Source organism: Pedobacter chinensis (assembly GCF_003339865.1).
Lineage (GTDB): Bacteria > Bacteroidota > Bacteroidia > Sphingobacteriales > Sphingobacteriaceae > Pedobacter > Pedobacter chinensis.
In genome coordinates this window covers 862737-879770 of record NZ_QPKV01000003.1, presented here as the reverse complement: position 1 = coordinate 879770, position 17034 = coordinate 862737, and the positions used below count along the sequence as shown (strand labels likewise).

Annotated in this window: 13 protein-coding genes and 2 tRNA genes; 6 read left to right on the top strand and 9 right to left on the bottom strand. The window is 37.4% G+C overall.

Going from position 1 to position 17034, the window contains the following annotated elements; genetic code table 11:
* Nucleotides 1-182: 182 nt before the first annotated feature.
* From DU508_RS09190 to DU508_RS09175, 4 genes are all read left to right on the top strand, one after another.
* Nucleotides 183-2846: a glycoside hydrolase family 2 TIM barrel-domain containing protein gene (locus tag DU508_RS09190; protein WP_158542144.1), complete on the top strand. Its 2664-nt coding sequence runs from the start codon at nt 183-185 to the stop codon at nt 2844-2846.
* 306 nt (nt 2847-3152) lie between these two features.
* On the top strand, nt 3153-4217 hold the full coding sequence (locus DU508_RS09185; RefSeq protein WP_115402500.1) for a fatty acid desaturase family protein: 1065 nt from the start codon (nt 3153-3155) through the stop codon (nt 4215-4217).
* A gap of 49 nt (nt 4218-4266) precedes the next feature.
* Nucleotides 4267-4587 carry a hypothetical protein gene (locus DU508_RS09180; RefSeq protein WP_115402499.1) on the top strand — a complete coding sequence of 107 codons (321 nt, stop codon included), beginning with the start codon at nt 4267-4269 and terminating at the stop codon, nt 4585-4587.
* Between the two features lie 74 nt (nt 4588-4661).
* Nucleotides 4662-5168, top strand: a complete 507-nt coding sequence (locus DU508_RS09175) for an ankyrin repeat domain-containing protein (RefSeq protein WP_115402741.1) — start codon at nt 4662-4664, stop codon at nt 5166-5168.
* Between the two features lie 483 nt (nt 5169-5651).
* Here DU508_RS09175 and DU508_RS09170 read toward each other — a convergent pair whose 3' ends face one another.
* Nucleotides 5652-7844, bottom strand: a complete 2193-nt coding sequence (locus DU508_RS09170; RefSeq protein WP_115402498.1) for a catalase — start codon at nt 7842-7844, stop codon at nt 5652-5654.
* Nucleotides 7845-7855: 11 nt separating this feature from the next.
* The gene (locus DU508_RS09165; protein ID WP_115402497.1) at nt 7856-8410 is read right to left on the bottom strand and encodes a YciE/YciF ferroxidase family protein; all 555 of its coding nucleotides are present in this window, start codon (nt 8408-8410) and stop codon (nt 7856-7858) included.
* A gap of 432 nt (nt 8411-8842) precedes the next feature.
* Here DU508_RS09165 and DU508_RS09160 point away from each other — a divergent pair, with 432 nt between their 5' ends.
* On the top strand, nt 8843-9322 hold the full coding sequence (locus tag DU508_RS09160; RefSeq protein ID WP_115402496.1) for a DUF1493 family protein: 480 nt from the start codon (nt 8843-8845) through the stop codon (nt 9320-9322).
* A 296-nt stretch (nt 9323-9618) separates the two neighbouring features.
* On the opposite strand, the gene DU508_RS09155 is transcribed toward DU508_RS09160, so the two are convergent.
* The 7 genes from DU508_RS09155 to DU508_RS09130 all read right to left on the bottom strand — a co-directional run bounded on the left by DU508_RS09155 (nt 9619) and on the right by DU508_RS09130 (nt 15897).
* Nucleotides 9619-10101, bottom strand: coding sequence for a GNAT family N-acetyltransferase (locus tag DU508_RS09155; protein WP_199562676.1), 483 nt, complete (start codon nt 10099-10101; stop codon nt 9619-9621).
* On the bottom strand, nt 10067-10456 hold the full coding sequence (locus DU508_RS23715) for a Cthe_2314 family HEPN domain-containing protein (protein WP_147273604.1): 390 nt from the start codon (nt 10454-10456) through the stop codon (nt 10067-10069). Before DU508_RS23715 ends, DU508_RS09155 begins: the two co-directional genes overlap by 35 nt.
* Nucleotides 10457-10461: 5 nt before the next feature.
* Nucleotides 10462-12342: an SIR2 family NAD-dependent protein deacylase gene (locus DU508_RS09150; RefSeq protein ID WP_115402494.1), complete on the bottom strand. Its 1881-nt coding sequence runs from the start codon at nt 12340-12342 to the stop codon at nt 10462-10464.
* A gap of 402 nt (nt 12343-12744) precedes the next feature.
* Complete coding sequence (locus DU508_RS09145) at nt 12745-14040, bottom strand: site-specific integrase (protein ID WP_115402493.1); 1296 nt, start codon at nt 14038-14040, stop codon at nt 12745-12747.
* A gap of 100 nt (nt 14041-14140) precedes the next feature.
* On the bottom strand, nt 14141-15424 hold the full coding sequence (locus DU508_RS09140) for a site-specific integrase (protein WP_115402492.1): 1284 nt from the start codon (nt 15422-15424) through the stop codon (nt 14141-14143).
* A 239-nt stretch (nt 15425-15663) separates the two neighbouring features.
* Nucleotides 15664-15737, bottom strand: a tRNA-Asn gene (locus DU508_RS09135).
* A gap of 86 nt (nt 15738-15823) precedes the next feature.
* Nucleotides 15824-15897, bottom strand: a tRNA-Asn gene (locus tag DU508_RS09130).
* A gap of 145 nt (nt 15898-16042) precedes the next feature.
* On the opposite strand from DU508_RS09130, the gene DU508_RS09125 reads away from it, so the two are divergent.
* Nucleotides 16043-16963, top strand: coding sequence for a PfkB family carbohydrate kinase (locus DU508_RS09125; RefSeq protein ID WP_115402491.1), 921 nt, complete (start codon nt 16043-16045; stop codon nt 16961-16963).
* Nucleotides 16964-17034: the final 71 nt, after the last annotated feature.

Genomic DNA, 17034 nt, shown 5'->3' with positions numbered 1-17034 from the left:
TGGTAAAAATGGATAAACAACAAAAAAAGATGGATAATATTACCTTTACTTTGCGAAAGTATTCCAATTGATAATATAATCCATCTTAATTTAGGGTTAATCCATTTTTAAGCATAGTCATAATTTTATTTTTGATTGAATAACACCACTAGAAATTGAAAAACATAAAAATTTTATATAAAGTGAATAAACCAAAAAATCTTGCCTTCCAAATCTTTTCTTTATGCGTACTCACATTATTAATATCATCGCATACAGCTTTTGCTCAAAGAATAAAGCAAAGCATTAACACATCGTGGCAATTCCATAAAGGAGAAGATCTGGATACTGCTTCATTAGGTTACTGGCAAAATATAAATTTATCCCATACCTGGAACAGTGAGGATGTGATGGATGACACCCCCGGCTATTACCGGGGCATCGGGTTTTATAAAAAAGATATTTATATAGCCGATGGGGCTGCCAATAAAGATGTGTATCTATATTTTGAAGGCGCTGGTCAACTAGCCGAACTTTTTGTAAATGGCCAAAGCGTTGGTAAGCATATCGGAGGTTATTCGCCATTCAGTTTCAACATGACCAAGGTAATTAAACGTGGAAAAAACACTGTTTTTGTAAAGGTTGACAACTCTTACCATAGAGATATTGCACCACTGGGAGGCGATTTTAGCGTGTATGGTGGCATATATCGTGATGTTTATCTGGTCACGTTAGAAAAAGCCCACTTTGACATGGATAATTATGCCTCTTCAGGCATTTTTATTACTACACCCCAAGTTTCAGCGCAAAAAGCGTCTGTTTCGGTAAAAGGAAAAGTATCTTCATTTCAAAAAAACCTAAAGGTTAAGACCATCATTTATGATGCAGATGGACGTATTATTTCTAATCTCACAAGTGATATTAATGCTGATGGCAGCTTTTCTGCAGTTGCACAATCAGTAACTAATCCAAAACTTTGGACACCTGAAAACCCCTATCTTTATCGAGTTGTAAATTCTATAATTGACATTAAATCTGGAAAGAAGTTAGATGAAGTGACCAATCCATTGGGATTTCGCTGGTTCAGCTTTGATGCAGAAAAGGGCTTTTTCCTTAATGGAAATCCTTATAAGATTATGGGAGCCAGCAGGCATCAGGACTATAAAGGACTTGGCTCTGCACTGCCCGATGCATTACACATCAACGATGTGCAACAGCTAAAGGAAATGGGCGGCAACTTTTTGAGGGTTTCGCATTATCCCCAGGACCCAGCCATTATGGAGGCTTGCGACCGATTGGGAATACTTGTTTCTGTAGAAACCCCTGGTAACAACCAGATCACAGAAAACGAAGCTTATTCCACAAATATGCTGGAGATGCAACGAGAAATGATTCGTCAAAACTTTAACCATCCAAGCGTTATCATCTGGAGCTATATGAATGAAGTTCTTATACAGCCACTTCATAAAGAGAATACACCTGAACGCGAACAATACTGGAAAAATTTAAGAAAATTAGCGCAGGAGTTAGAGGATTTGTGTAGGAAAGAAGACCCTGCCAGATACACAATGGTTGCATTCCACGGCGATTTTGAGCTGTACAAGCGTGTTGGGTTCTTTGATATTCCGATGATCAGTGGCTGGAACTTATATCAAGGTTGGTACGTAGGCAAATTTGAAGATTTTGAAACCTTCGTTTTACGATATCATCGTGAATATCCTGATAAACCCATAATAATTTCAGAATTTGGTGCAGATGCGGATTATCGTCTTCACGATTTTAATCCTTCGCGATTTGACAAAACACAGGAATATGCCAATCAATATCATGAAGCCTATATAAAAACGATTACCAAATACCCTTTTATTGCGGGAGGGATAGTATGGAACTTAGTGGAGTTTGTTAACGAGGCAAGACAGGATGCAAATCCACATCTTAACACGAAGGGGTTGTTAACAGCAGACCGAAAAGCGAAAGATTCTTATTTTATTTATAAAGCCCTGTTAGCTAAGGAACATGTTGTTAAAATTAGTGGGAGTAGTTGGGATTATAGGGCTCAGCAGGCAGATCGTGGAAGTGATATAGTAGCCACACAGCCCGTTACTATTTTCTCCAACCAAAAAGAAGTTACATTGTGGTTAAATCATCAAAAAATAAGTACACAAGAGGTTGTAGAGAGAAAAGCAGTTTTTAATGTACCTTTTTTAAATGGAATAAATAATTTGAAGGCGGTTGCCGATGATGGCATGGAAGATAACACTCATGTTAATTTTCATGTTATCGCCAATAATTTAAAGAATAAAACCAATCAGTTTACGACTTTAAACGTAAGCCTTGGCGATAAACGAATGTTTATGGATGAAGTAACCGGCGAATCGTGGGTCCCTGAAAAGGAATATTCCTCAGGAAACTGGGGCTATATCGGAGGTTCAGTGTTTAAAGACGATGAAAAAAGCGACCGTTATGGTTCGTGGCGCAATGTGCTTGGAACTCCTTATGATGCCATATATCAAACACAGCGAATTGGCCTGCAAGAATTCAAGGCAGATGTACCAGATGGGTTTTATGAGGTTACTTTCCACTTTGCAGAACTGCTGACCAAAGAACAACAGCAGAAACTGATATACGATTTAGCCAAAAGCAATCCAGCTGAAAAGAACGAGTTGAAATCAAGAAGTTTTAACGTCTCTCTAAATGGGATTAATATCATTGAAAATCTATCGGATGAGAATTATTTAAAGCCAATTCATGCATACAGCACAAAATTTTCGATCTCTGTTACTGATAATAAAGGAATAAGCATAGCCTTTGATCCAGCTATTGGTTCTGCAATATTAAATGCGCTGCAGATTAGAAAGATATATTAAAAGGGTTTTGTAGCTCAGCCTTTAACTGGTTCTTTGTTAAGATCTATGGTCCGTGTCGCATAAAGCATTACTTGGATCCTGGCCAGACAAGTGAACACAAACCCATTTTGCTCTATAGGTTGGTGAGACACCAACCTATAAAAAAATTACCACATAATCTGCCAGAAAAACAAACGATGCTGTTCACACAACATAATTCAGAAAAAAACGTTAAATTTATAAGCGCTCAAAAAAGCGTGTTCTTTTTGTTTAGCAGGCAACGGGAATTCCCTGACTGGTCTTCAGTGCAGGAGCTAAACAATAAATATGTCAAAAACATCATTCGAATCAACATCAACTCCTTTTTTTAAGTCATTAAAGGCAAAGGTTAATCACTATTTTACCAGTTCTGGAAAAAGCAAAAACGGCGGAGAAAAGCTTTTTCTTAAAGCACTTATCTTATCTCTTTCTGCAGTTTGCATTTACGTTACCCTCATTTTTGCCGTTCCACATTGGTCTGTTTCTGTGGTTTTGTGTATTCTTTTCGGGGCAAACCTGGCGGCAATAGGCTTTAATATCATGCATGAGGGCGGTCATGGAACTTTTTCCCGTTATAAATGGGTAAACAAATTGTCTGCCTATACGCTTAATATCATGGGAGGTACCATCTATTTCTGGAAACAGAAACACAATATCGATCATCACACTTATACCAATATTGAAGGAATGGATCATGATATCGATATCAAGTTTATGCGTATGCACGCTGAACAGCCTAAAAACTCTTACCATCGTTTCCAACAATATTACTGGGTATTGCTTTACGGGATCTCTTATATCGCGTGGACACTTTATCAGGATTTCGAGAAATACTTTAGCCGGAAGATGGGCAAAAATGGCAGGCCTATGAAACTGAAGTTCAGAGAACATTTTATTTTCTGGATCACAAAATTAGTATATCTATCTATCTACTTTTTATTGCCCATCATCATGCTTGGATTTTTAAAGGCAATAATAGGGTTTATGATTGTTGCGGTGGTATGTGGTTTTACCCTCAGTATTGTTTTTCAACTGGCTCATGTGGTTGAAGAAACGTCCTTTCCACAAGTACAGAATGGCAAGATTGAAAAGGAATGGGCCATCCACCAGATTTCCTCTACCTCCAACTTCGCTACAAAAAGTAAGCTTGCATCCTGGTTTCTTGGCGGACTCAATTTCCAGGTGGAACATCATCTCTTTCCGGCAATCAGTCACATACATTACCCTGCAATAAACAAATACGTTAGAGAAACCTGCGCAGAGTTTGGAATATCTTATTTGGAGCATAAAACCATGCTCAATGCATTTATTTCACATCTTTCACACATTAAAAAACTTGGATCGGCAGATTAATTTCAGTTGATCATTTCTTAATCAGCCATCCGGCTATAAATTTTATATTATGCAAAACGAAAATATTGCCTTACAGGCTAAGGTATTCTTATATCATCTTAACAATTCAAACAGTGAAAACGGTTTTCGGCCGGAAGAAAGCTGGAAGTTCAGTCTCGTAAATGAAGAAGGAAAAACCGCTATTGAACGAGATTATTATCCAACAGTATCAACCCGGGTTGATCCAAAAGTGCTTTTAGATTTCTCTAACAGTGTAATACTTCACCTCAAATCTGCTCAACCAAAATTGACAGTTGACAACCCAAAAATTGAGGCGCAGGCCGAATCTGAATATTTCATAGCTTATAGCTTAACCCGGGCGAGAAGATAAAACAGTTAAGATAATCGTGTTAAAAAATTATTGTTGCGCTGAAAACTTTTAAATCAAAGCGTGGTTGTATGAACATGGAAAACATCAACGAACTCATCATTCCCGCCGCCAGAAAAGGGGAAATAGAAGTATTAAAAGAATTGATTCGCAGAAATGCCGATCTTAATCATCAGGATGAAAAAGGATACACTCCGCTTATTATTGCCTGTTACAATAACCAGTTGGAAGCAGCAAAAATATTGATTGAGGCTGGTGCTGACATAAATGCTGCCGATCAGGGTGGAAATACTGCACTGATGGGTGTAGCTTTTAAGGGGTATTTTGACATCGCAAAGTTGCTTATTGAAAATGGGGCTGCATTAAATTTACAGCATGGCAATGGTGGAACGGCACTGATGTTTGCAGCCATGTTTGGCAGAAATGATGTACTAAAGTTACTATTGGAAAGCGGTGCCGATGTAAGCCTTTTAGATGCAAGAGGTCAACATGCACTGGATTTTGCGGCATTGCAAGGGAACGAAAAAGGAATAGCCCTGCTGGAAGCATATCTGGCCAATACTAATCTTCCCAAAACGAACTAGCGAACTCAAAAAATTAAATTTATAACAATGAGGACGTAACTGAACAGAAGTTCTCGTTGTTCCTGTTGGACTCCTCCTTAGAATTATACATCATTCCCAGTTAATTGGTATCTTAATGCGTTTTCAAGAGCGAAAACTTTAAGATTATTTTCGATGAGCACTTGCGTGGTTCTCAACCAATACCATCCTAAGTTAAGATAACCGCTCTCAGTCTAAGGGATAATTTATTTTACTTTGCAGCTACTTCGTGGTCATAAAAATCAATATAAATGATGTTGAGATTCTTAAGGTATTTCCCGCAGATGTTGCTGATTACGCAGATAAAAACAAAGTCTGCGTAATTTTCTTAAATCTGCGGGATATTATTTCTTTAAAACTTCAGTTAAATCATGATTTACAATGAATTACAAAAAACGTCAATGGTAACGTAGTCGAAGATCTTTCGCGTTCAGAATGACAATTATTTTGTTATACTTGTTCTAATTATGCTGGGATTTTCCTTGGATTTTCTCTTTCCCAGAAACGGTGTAGCGCAATCATTTCCACAAAAGTACTTGCTAGTTCATTAAAATCAGCAGACACGATAATGCCTTCCCTTAACACGGTCTCTTTAGCATAATCGGCTGGCAGCTTTTTAAAGAAATAGGTAGATTCCAATACCTGAATGGCTTCATCATCAGCTGCAATTGCTTTACAGTGTTTAAAAGCCTCGTTTAAGAAATGAACTGCATTAGCTTCAGCTTCAAGCGTTGCTACTGAATTTCCGCCGCCAGGAACATAAACAGCATCATACAAAACTGATGCAGCAGTTAAGAAACTTTCATCAGGAACAATTTTTTTGTCTCCTTTAGATGTAATCTCTCCCAGTTTTGGGGCAATAATATGAACAACTGCACCTTCAGCAACTAATGTATCCTTTACTTTGCTTAACGATTTTTCATCTACGCCATCAGCAGCCAATATGGCAATCTTCCTGGTTTTGATATTATCTTTAATGGTACCTGCCATGCTTAATGCTTCCGATTTCGCCAGACTACCTTCAGGATTTGTCGAAGCATAATCAGCCCGATCTCCATCGGCAGGAATACTATTATTCAATTCTTCCAGCGGAATTTTTGGAATGTGCAGACCGAGGGCAAAGGCAATTTCTCCAGCCAGGCCTTTATCAATTTGTGCCAGAACCGCCAACATGCGTTCACGAATTTCAACTGCTTTTACCTTTCCCAACTCAAAGCTTAACGCATCAATAATGTGATTTTTCTCTGGATCACTTTGTGAATTGAAGAATAATCGGGCCTGAGAGAAATGATCGAAGAAACTTCTGCTTCTGGCTCGGATCTTTCTGGCGTCAATCCGTTCGTTATAGCTTACAAATCCACCATCTGCAGCTTTAGCCTGTTGAGGGTCATTGGCCGCGATACCATTCGGACCATAACTTGTTTTACCTCTGTTAATGGTTTGACGCATATGGCCATCACGCTGATTGTTGTGAACCGGAACAACGGGTCTGTTAATTGGAATTTCATGAAAATTTGGACCGCCCAAACGAATCAGTTGGGTATCAGTATAAGAAAACAATCTGCCCTGCAATAAGGGATCGTTGGTAAAATCGATACCCGGCACTACATGACCAACGTGAAAAGCTACCTGTTCGGTTTCTGCGAAGAAATTATCAGGGTTTCTGTTCAGTGTCATTTTACCTATGCGTTGTACCGGAACCAATTCCTCAGGAATTAATTTGGTCGGATCAAGAAGGTCGAATTCAAATTTAAACTCATCTTCTTCCGGAACAATCTGAACACCAAGTTCCCATTCAGGAAAAGCGCCCGCTTCAATGGCATCCCAAAGATCTCTTCTGTGATAATCGGGATCTTTTCCGGAAATATTCTGTGCTTCATCCCAGGCCACCGCATGTACACCGAGCAAGGGTTTCCAGTGAAACTTCACAAAACTGGACACTCCTTTGGCATTAACAAACCTGAAAGTATGTACGCCAAATCCTTCCATCATCCGGTAACTTCTTGGCAGGGCACGGTCGCTCATTGCCCACATGATCATGTGAGCCGACTCAGGCATTTGAGAAATAAAATCCCAAAAGGTATCGTGTGCTGAAGCGGCCTGCGGCATTTCGTTGTCAGGCTCTGGTTTAACTGCATGAATGAGGTCAGGAAATTTAACAGCATCCTGAATAAAGAATACAGGCATGTTATTTCCCACCAAATCGAAATTACCCTCCTGGGTATAGAATTTCACGGCGAAACCGCGAACATCGCGGGCAAGATCGGTAGATCCACGTGAACCTGCTACCGTTGAAAAGCGAACGAAAACAGGTGTTTCAGCGCCCGGATCACATAAAAATGCCGCACGGGTTAGTTCCGACATATCTTCATATACCTTAAATACGCCATGTGCTGCCGATCCACGGGCATGTACAATGCGTTCAGGAATTCTTTCATGATCAAAATGGGTAATTTTTTCGCGCAGGATAAAATCCTCCAATAATGTTGCACCTCTTTCGCCTGCTTTGAGCGAATTTTGGTCATCATTGATTTTCACACCGTGATTGGTGGTCATCAATTCACCGGTTGAATCTGCAACGAATGATTCCAGTTTAGCTGCTTTTTCATTTTCCTGCTGAACTGGCGCTACTTTTTTTTCAGAACTTTTCTTAGCCATATCTTTCGTTATTAGGCCTCATCGGCTGCTTTATAATTAATTTCATTTTCTGCAATATCAGTTAGTTTACCGTCTGCCAATTTCTCTTCAGCAAGTGTTTGCTCCAGAAGATCTGCGATATCAGTCAAACCTAATGTAGTTGCCAACTGATAAAGTCCGCCATAACTGGCAATTTCATAATGCTCTACTTTTTGTGAGGCAAGAATAATCCCTACATCTCTGGTTGCTGTACCTGGCTCGGTTTCTTCTACAATGCCTTCTGCTTCTTTAGTCAGGCCTTCCATGGCATCGCATTTTTTTGCAATGGCTTTTTCGCCTAAAAGTTCGAAGATTTGTTCCAGTCTGGAAACATGGCCCTTTGTTTCCTCCAGATGCGATTCGATGGCATTTTTAAGCTCGGGCGCCGTTGCTGCAGAAATCATTTTTGGCAATGCCTTTACCAGATGGTTCTCAGCCCAATATAAATCTGAAATCGAGTCTTTAAAGAGTTCATTTAGAGCAGGGGACTCCTGCGAGCTTGTTTTGGTAGCAAACTTTGGATCGCTACCTGTTTCCTTTGTTTTCATGGTCAGTTTTGTTAGATTATAGTGATGATACAACCTTTTATTTTACCATTAAGTTTTAGCGATTTAATAAAAATGAATATTAGGCTTGTAATTAACGGAGAGGATAATCATGAGCAAGGTGGAATGAAGAGGCTTAAAATTCTAATTGAAGTTTAGTCAACCAGTTTAATGCTTATCTGGTTGGCTAAAAAGGGTTAAATATCAGCAGGCAAATACATTTCAACGAATAACATCAAAAAATATAGGGCAATGAACTCTGGAGATAATATGATGATTTCCCTAATTAAAAGGCTTTAAGTAAGCATCCTCGAATGTACAACATGGATCATACTAACTAAACCCATAGCCTGAATTTCGAACAATTATACAGTTCGTAAAAACCTGAAATATTTATTTAATTTTAAAATGATTAAAAGATAATTATTTTAACCCATGGAAACCGAAAAACACATCGAATTTTCAAAATTAAAACACGCCTATCATACCATTAAAAATTTCCTGGAAAGTGAGTCTGGAGACGATGTTACATCATTGAACACTAAAATCGTTGGAGACCTGGGCTTATCTGGTGATGACAATTATTTTTTATTAGTGAAGTTTGTAGAAAAATTTCAATTAGAACATTCAGATTTTAATTATGACAAACATTTTTATTCCGAAGCGGAGCTGTACGATTCTGCCGCAGCCCTTTATAATTTATTAGTAATTTCAATTTGGCTCCCGCTTAAAACGATAGAATTGCTAACATTCAATAAATTAAAAATCTCAAAGCCAACTTTTTATAAACCAGCCAGATCAGTTTCAGATATGACTTTTCGAGATCTTTTAGTATGGTATGTCGAAGGGAAATATGTAGCTGATGCAAATATAAAGTATAAACTTTTGAAAGAATGGAATAAAGATTTCTTATAATACGTAAGGAAACTTTCTGTTATGGAAATAAAAACCACCCTATTAGCTAGAAATGGGTTTTAATGTAATTGCAGGCTTGCAAATCTGAGCTCCCGAGACACTATGTTTTTCCAGGAATCTCTTTACCGACCTTAACAGGATTACCATTAGAAAATATTGATGTAAATAAAAAATTGACCGGCTATTAGAGAAATCATTGCAAAATTCACAATTTGGAAAATTATAGGAATTTTACGGTAAGTCACGAGGTTTGAAATGACCAAACCTTAAATAAGGTATATGGAGTAAAAGCTCATCTATAATGTTAATTGAGCAATATCAGACATAGGAAGAAACATTTTACCACTATCAGGCAAAAGAATAAAACCAAATTTTTCATAAAACGCCACTGCATCATCGTCTAAAGGATCAACCACAATACCAATAGAACCCAGGCTTTGATTGGCAATTTCATAACTCCGCTTAAGCGCATCCAGCAATATAATACCTCCCAGGCCATTTCCTTTAAATTTAGAATCTATTGCTAATCTTCCAAGCAATGTAACAGGGAGGGACTCATATGATTTAGGCATTTTTTTTCTAAAATCCTCGGGCACAAGCATTGAAGGTATCGATGCACTGGAAAGTGTATAATAACCTTTGATTATTGTGTCTTCAAACATTGCAAACACCACACAGAGTTTACGTTTAACATCTTGGCTTGCCTGTTTATGTAGGTAGTTGTCGAGCTTCTCCTTGCCACAACTAAAACCCTTTAATGGTATCAGAAACTGTTGCAAACTGATGGTAAAAATATTCGAGATAATAATCAAACTGAATCCTATTGATGTAGTGATTTTGTTCAAAATTGCTAAAATCATCAGGAACGCCTCTTTGATAGTGAACTATTGCATTGTGATAAGTATGTAATAGCCCACCATTCCTATTTAGAAGCATATTATTCCAATATTGTAATTGATCATCCCGATGAACTTCCGAAATGCTTCGTTTACCAGAGATTAATGAAATCATCGGGTTTTTGGATTCAAAACCGAAATTGGAAAGTTCTGGAGAAACAGTATATGCCCATTTAAGTTCTTCCGTTGTTGGATACTTGTAATCCTTTGCCTTGATTATTATAGAATTCTTTGGCATAGATATTATATCTTTTCAGCTCTTGAATTTTCAAGATCATAAAACTCATGTAACTTACCAGTTTTACTTATAATCTTAATTTCTTTGGTTGTTTTGGCCTTAACCTCTTCAAGATTGACTGCTTTGGCACAAACCACCTTAACGCTACTTTTCGTGAGAAAGAAACGGTAACCATATAATTCAACTTCTTTGACTTGCAAGAAACTCATATCAAGATCGTGATTTTCATATTCCAATCTTTCTACCATTTCAATCGTACTAGGATAAATCTTGTACATAGTCATGGTCACCTCGTTATTCTCCAATTCCAATGGCAGTCCCTTGATAATGCGAACCAGCTTTCTTATCAGCCATTCTTCTTCATCAGATGGCATCCCAAAATCCCTAAAGCGGACACTGAAATGGCTTTCGATTTCCCTTAATGCTTTGATGTACAGAATGTAGTTTTCTGACCATTCCACATTCTTATCCTGACGTTTGGGAAGGGAGTTGCTAAATGATCCGCCACCCTTGAGATAAACTGTAAAAGGCTCTGCAAGAAATAAGTTTTTTGCAAACTGATAGGCCTCTAACGCATCCTTGGTATTTGCATGCATCCGGCTATTGTTAAGCGTGAAATTCAAATCAATCTTATTATCAAAAAACAGATCGCCATTAATCTTCAGGGTATAATTATGGATCACGACAACAATCGTAAACTGTTTTGTCCCATGATAAACCTGGGCCTGTAAATCATTCAACTCAAAATGATTTGAATTAAAGGAAAGATCACATTGAATAACCGAAGTCGGATTTTTTTTAAATTCGATTTTCGCTATTTCTCCCTCCTTATACATGCTGAGTCCTTCAACAGAAATTTGTATATCATTAGCACCTGTATCATCAATTTCTACAGGGCTGCTTAACCCCGTCTCAAAAAAACTCTTCAAGGCATTCAAGGGGCCTTCGTTAAATTTCAGTTTAAGATCTCCTTCCAAGGGTCGTTTAATTCCTTTTAATACATCAATTGCAAATCCCTCATTATTCCCTTTCAATGTTGGGCTAATATTATGGTATTTTAAAAATTCCCTAAATGTTTCAGGAGATACAATACCATCACGAAAATCCGGTAGAATATTATTTTTAATATCTTGATGTAACTCTGTCAAGAATTCTTCCGCCTTCATATTTAGATAAGTGATTCCTTTTTGTCGCAGGAATTCGATTTTATGCTCAGGATAATCAGGTGCGACCAAAAATATTGGTTTTCTCGAAGAGGTAAGATAATCAGCCACCTGATCATAAATGGCCCAAATATTTGGATCTTCATAGCCATAACCAATGAAGAGGATAATATCAGTTGAAATCTTATTTATAATCAATGACCACAAGGGAGAGCTTTTGTCAAGGTTGTAAAACCTGGCATAGTCACTTTTGGTAATCACTAGTGTTTCAGGAAACCGAAGATCCCCATGTATTTTTATTAAGTTAGTCTCTTTTCCATTGAATTTGACCACCTCCTGATTTTGGGCAATCACATTTATGCGACCAGTATACACCGTTTCAAACAGCAAGTCATAATTGGTTGTAATAATATCCTGGATATGCGGAATTGTAGATAGTTGTTCATGCAAGTGCGTCGTAGATGGCTCAGCGCTAAAACATTCATCCAACAATTCATTCAGATCGGTTCTGTTATTACGCCTGATTCTTACGAATTCATCTGCGAAAGCATCCAAGGGCAAATTTTTGTCGATTAATGGCTCCTCACTAACTGATAATCTAGCTAAGATTTTATCTTTTAGTTCCCATGCGAGTGGATATCCTGCATATTTCGAAAAACCGGCGCCTGCCCAAAGCGTTACCTTTTCTTCCCTAATATATTTGAACAATTGTTCCTTAGTCATTTCTCCTCAATAAAAGCGTTAGCCTAAATTAATCAGTTTTTGCTGATTTTAGAAAAGTTTTTCTGATGTTTTAAATGAAGTATCCCTAAAAAACTCATATTGAAGATGAAATGTGTTATTTTTTTGTATTGATCCCAAAACGGTGTTCAGATTCATAATAATTCACATTTGTTTCCGGTAGGCTATTCTCTTTCCAAGAATCCGGTATGATGTTAGTTTGACGATTCAAAATCATTGCTTTATAATCATCTATAATACTCTTGGTAAATTAAAAGAGTAGAAGATTATGAGTCTTCTAGTCTAAATATACGAAAAAACGCGCATTTTATACACTTAAAGGCCGATTTTACGGCTTTTTTTAAAAATCTGAAAATATTACCCTGTTACATATCTGTTACAGTTTTAACAATATTCTTCTTCATATTTTGGCTCTACTCTTCTGATTAACTCAGCATCTGCATCCCTATATAATTGAACAACTTTTAATTGTACTTCATCCACTATCTTCCAATCTCTCTCAATATAGATGTCTACCATACGGCTTGTCATATCAACATGGTTCATTGCCAACAAAACATCATCCTTGCTCATTCTACATGAATTTCTAGCGAGATTTGCAAAGGTATAACGTGCCCAGTAAAACGTTATACCATTCAACCCGGTCATTTTACAGATTTCTCTCATTCCCTTGCTCAGAGCGGAATCGAGCGTCCTATAGGTACCATAACGTTTTTGAAGTTTGCCAATATATTTTTTCAACAAAGGTTCGGCTTCCTCCATTATTTTTATGCTGATAAAAGCATCATCCCTTCTTTTTCTTTTGGTTTTTGTTCTATTATAATCTATACGACCATCTCTAATATTATCTTTCGTACAATTGTAAAGATCTACTGCATTCATTCCACATGTAAGAAAGGAAAGTATATAAAGCTCTTTTGCAAGCTCTGCCCGGCTTCCAGGTTCTGTTATGCAATCTCTAATTCGCAGCACCTCTACAATCGAATTATTCTTTTTCTTTGCCACAGGTGCTGGCCCAAGTTTATATTTTTTAAAAGGATAGTGTTTGATTCGGTTGAACTCCAAATCTTCATTATTATAAAAATCTCTGGCCTCATTGAATAATGTCCGTAAATCCCTCATATGATTGTGAAGACCAATTTCACTCATAGGTGGCCTAATGATTACAACCGTTTTCCCTAATTGATTTATCCTCGCCATTTTCCTTTCTGATTTCAAATAACGTTCGTAAATAAATAGCATGGCCGAGTTAATCTCTGTCACAGAAACATTTTCCCGCCCGAAGTAGTCTATAAGACTATTTTTAATTCTACGATGATTATGTGCAGTGCCCTCACGTCCTTCCAATTTAGTTTTTTGAATATGTTCATCGCAAAATGCAATAAAATCGATATCTGCATCTTTATCCCTAAGATAATCCCGCAATGCTTCAGCGCTAAATGAACTAAGCTTGTTCCCAAGCTCGCTAACTGTTTTCCTATAATCGATCAGCTGCCTTTCAACAAGATCGGCGATAAACCTATCCTTTATCTTTAACTTTGATGTTAGCTGTTTACCAACCAGATAGTGGTTAGTGTTAATGTACCTTCTTTGATCTTTGTGAAAAATGCAGATCTTTACATTGTAAGTTCCATCAGCTTTTTTGTGATGCTTGTAAATCTTTGCGCTAATTGTTGCCATAATTTATTGTGCACACATCGGGTTGATTATAACGTTTGGTTACACATATGAATGGTGTGCTTACTTCACATGGAATAATTAATCCAATCATTTTGATCTATCATTTTTCGTTAATATCTTCTTTTTCTTCAATTAAAAGTTTGATCACTTTTTCCTGTAATTCATCAATGATGCTCCAATCTTTGTCTACATAGATGTCGGTAATTCTTCTTCCTTGATCTACGTGGTTCAATGCAAGCGCCACGTCATCCTTGCTTATCCTACACTTGTTACGTGCTAAATTGCCAACGGTATGACGGGCCCAATAATAAGTGATTCCCTTGATATTTAATTGCTTACACAACTCTCTCATTCCTGCACTTAAAGCCTTGTTCAAACTCCCAATATTGCTGTATCGTTGACAAAGAGATCCTAGGTATTTATTTATAAGAGGTTTAGCCTGGGCTACAATCTTTATACTAATGAAAGCGTTATCCTTTCTTTTATTTTTGGTTTTTGAACGGTTGTATTCCAATCTTCCTCCAACAATATTGGACTTGTCTGCTTTAAAAACATCTACAGCATTGATACCGCACATATAAAAAGACAGCATGAATAAATCTCTGGCCAACTCTGCTCTACTTTCTGTTAAGGGGCTGCTATCCCGGATTAGCTTTAATGTCTCTATGTCTGTATTACGTTTACGAGTCAGTGGTGCTTCAACAATTTTATATTCATCAAAAGGATAGTGCTCAATCCTTAATAATCCCAAACTTTTTCTGTTATATTTTTTCCTAGCATGGTTGAAAAGCCCTCTTAAGTCCCGTAGATAATTATGCACACTGGCATCTTTTAAGGGATGCTGAAAAGTTGAGACTGGTTTGTGGAACTGGTTCAATCTGGTTATTACCCTTTTTGATCTGAGGTAATGTTCCCAGTCACCAAGCATATCGTGATTGATTTCCTCGATGAATATCTTCTCCTTACCAAAAAAATCTATGAGGCTGTTCTTTACTGTTCGGTAATTTGCTGCGCTCTTACCTCTACCATTTTCTTCCAGCTCAGCTATAAACTTATTACAGAAAGCTATAAAATCAATTCTTTCATCAGTCTTGGTCAGATACCTTTTGAGTTCATCGGCACTAAAGAGGTTAAGCTTTGGACCAAGGTTGCTAATGGCCAATCTATAGCTGTCCAATTCTGAATTGACCAGTGTTTTAACAAACTGATCTTTGATTAAGAACTCCCGCTTGTTTTCGGGATGCCTTTTTAACTGTTTGTCGCAGAGAAAGTGTGTTGTTTCTATGAACCTCTGCTGGTTTTTGTGGTAAAGTCTAATCTTTACATTGCACGTACCATCATTTTTGTAATGGTGAACGTAGATTTTCGCATCAACTGTTGCCATTTTAACTTGAAAAAAATTGCGTTTACGGATACCGGAAGTCCTAAATCGCGGGATTTTCTTTGTTAAATATTTGTAAAAGTCATACGTTAAATTCGACAGTTTTTCCTGTAAAACTTAACATGATTTGGCTATTGAAAAGACAAAATGGAGGTAGGAAACTTCCTATTATGGAAATAAAAAACCCCATCCTATCGCTAGAAATGGGGTTTTTATGTGATTTCCGGTCTTGAAAATCTGAGCTCCCTCTGCTGGGCTCGAACCAGCGACCCTCTGATTAACAGTCAGATGCTCTAACCAGCTGAGCTAAGAAGGAATATTTATTCTGGTTATGCTGTAAATTTTGCCAAAATCATTTGGCAATTTATCATAAAAAATCCCCACATTACTGTGAGGATTTTGCTCCCTCTGCTGGGCTCGAACCAGCGACCCTCTGATTAACAGTCAGATGCTCTAACCAGCTGAGCTAAGAAGGAGTGCTGGTTGTTTCCTAAAACGAGGTTCTTTGTGCTTTACGCCTTGTAAACCCTTGTTCGTTTTGGGAATGCAATATTAGGGCTTTTAAATTATTTATGCAATATTTGCAGGGAAAAATTTTCAAAAAAAATTAAATTAAAATATATGAGTCTGATAATCATAGGTACTGTAGCTTTTGATGCTATTGAAACTCCTTTCGGAAAAACGGATAAAATTGTTGGTGGAGCTGCAACATATGCAAGTTTGGCAGCATCGTACTTCTATAATCGAGCAAAAATTGTAGCAGTTGTAGGTGATGATTTTCATCAATCAGATATCGATACCTTTACAAAACACGGTATCGACACGGAGGGATTACAAATCAAAACTGGCGAAAAATCGTTTTTCTGGTCTGGAAAATACCATAATGATATGAATAGCCGCGATACTTTGATTACAGAATTAAATGTTTTAGAGAACTTCGACCCGATCATCCCCGATAGCTATCAGGATTGTGAGTATTTAATGTTAGGGAATTTAACCCCTCAAGTGCAACAAACCGTTATTAAACGTTTAAAAAACCGCCCTAAATTAATCGTAATGGACACCATGAACTTCTGGATGGACATTATGATGGATGATTTATTGGAAACCATTAAATTAGTTGATGTTTTAACCATTAATGATGCAGAAGCCCGCCAACTATCGGGAGAATATTCTTTAGTTAAAGCTGCTAAAAAAATCCTTTCAATGGGACCAAAATATCTGATCATTAAAAAAGGTGAACATGGTGCTTTATTGTTCAATGAAGATCAGATTTTCTCTGCGCCTGCTTTACCTTTAGCAGAAGTATTTGATCCGACAGGTGCTGGCGATACATTTGCCGGTGGTTTTATCGGCTACTTAGCTAAAGTTGGCACCATCAATTTCAATAACATGAAAAATGCAATTATTTATGGTTCTGCTTTGGCATCTTTCTGCGTAGAAAAATTCGGTACGGAAAAATTATTAAACCTCACTGAAGAAGAGGTAGCTGCAAGAATTCAGGAATTTGTGAGTCTGAGCGCATTTACGATAGAGTTGTAGTCAGGAGGATTCATTACAATAAAAGTTTAGCCGTCGATTCGCAGAATAACAACCTGCAAATCGACGGCTAT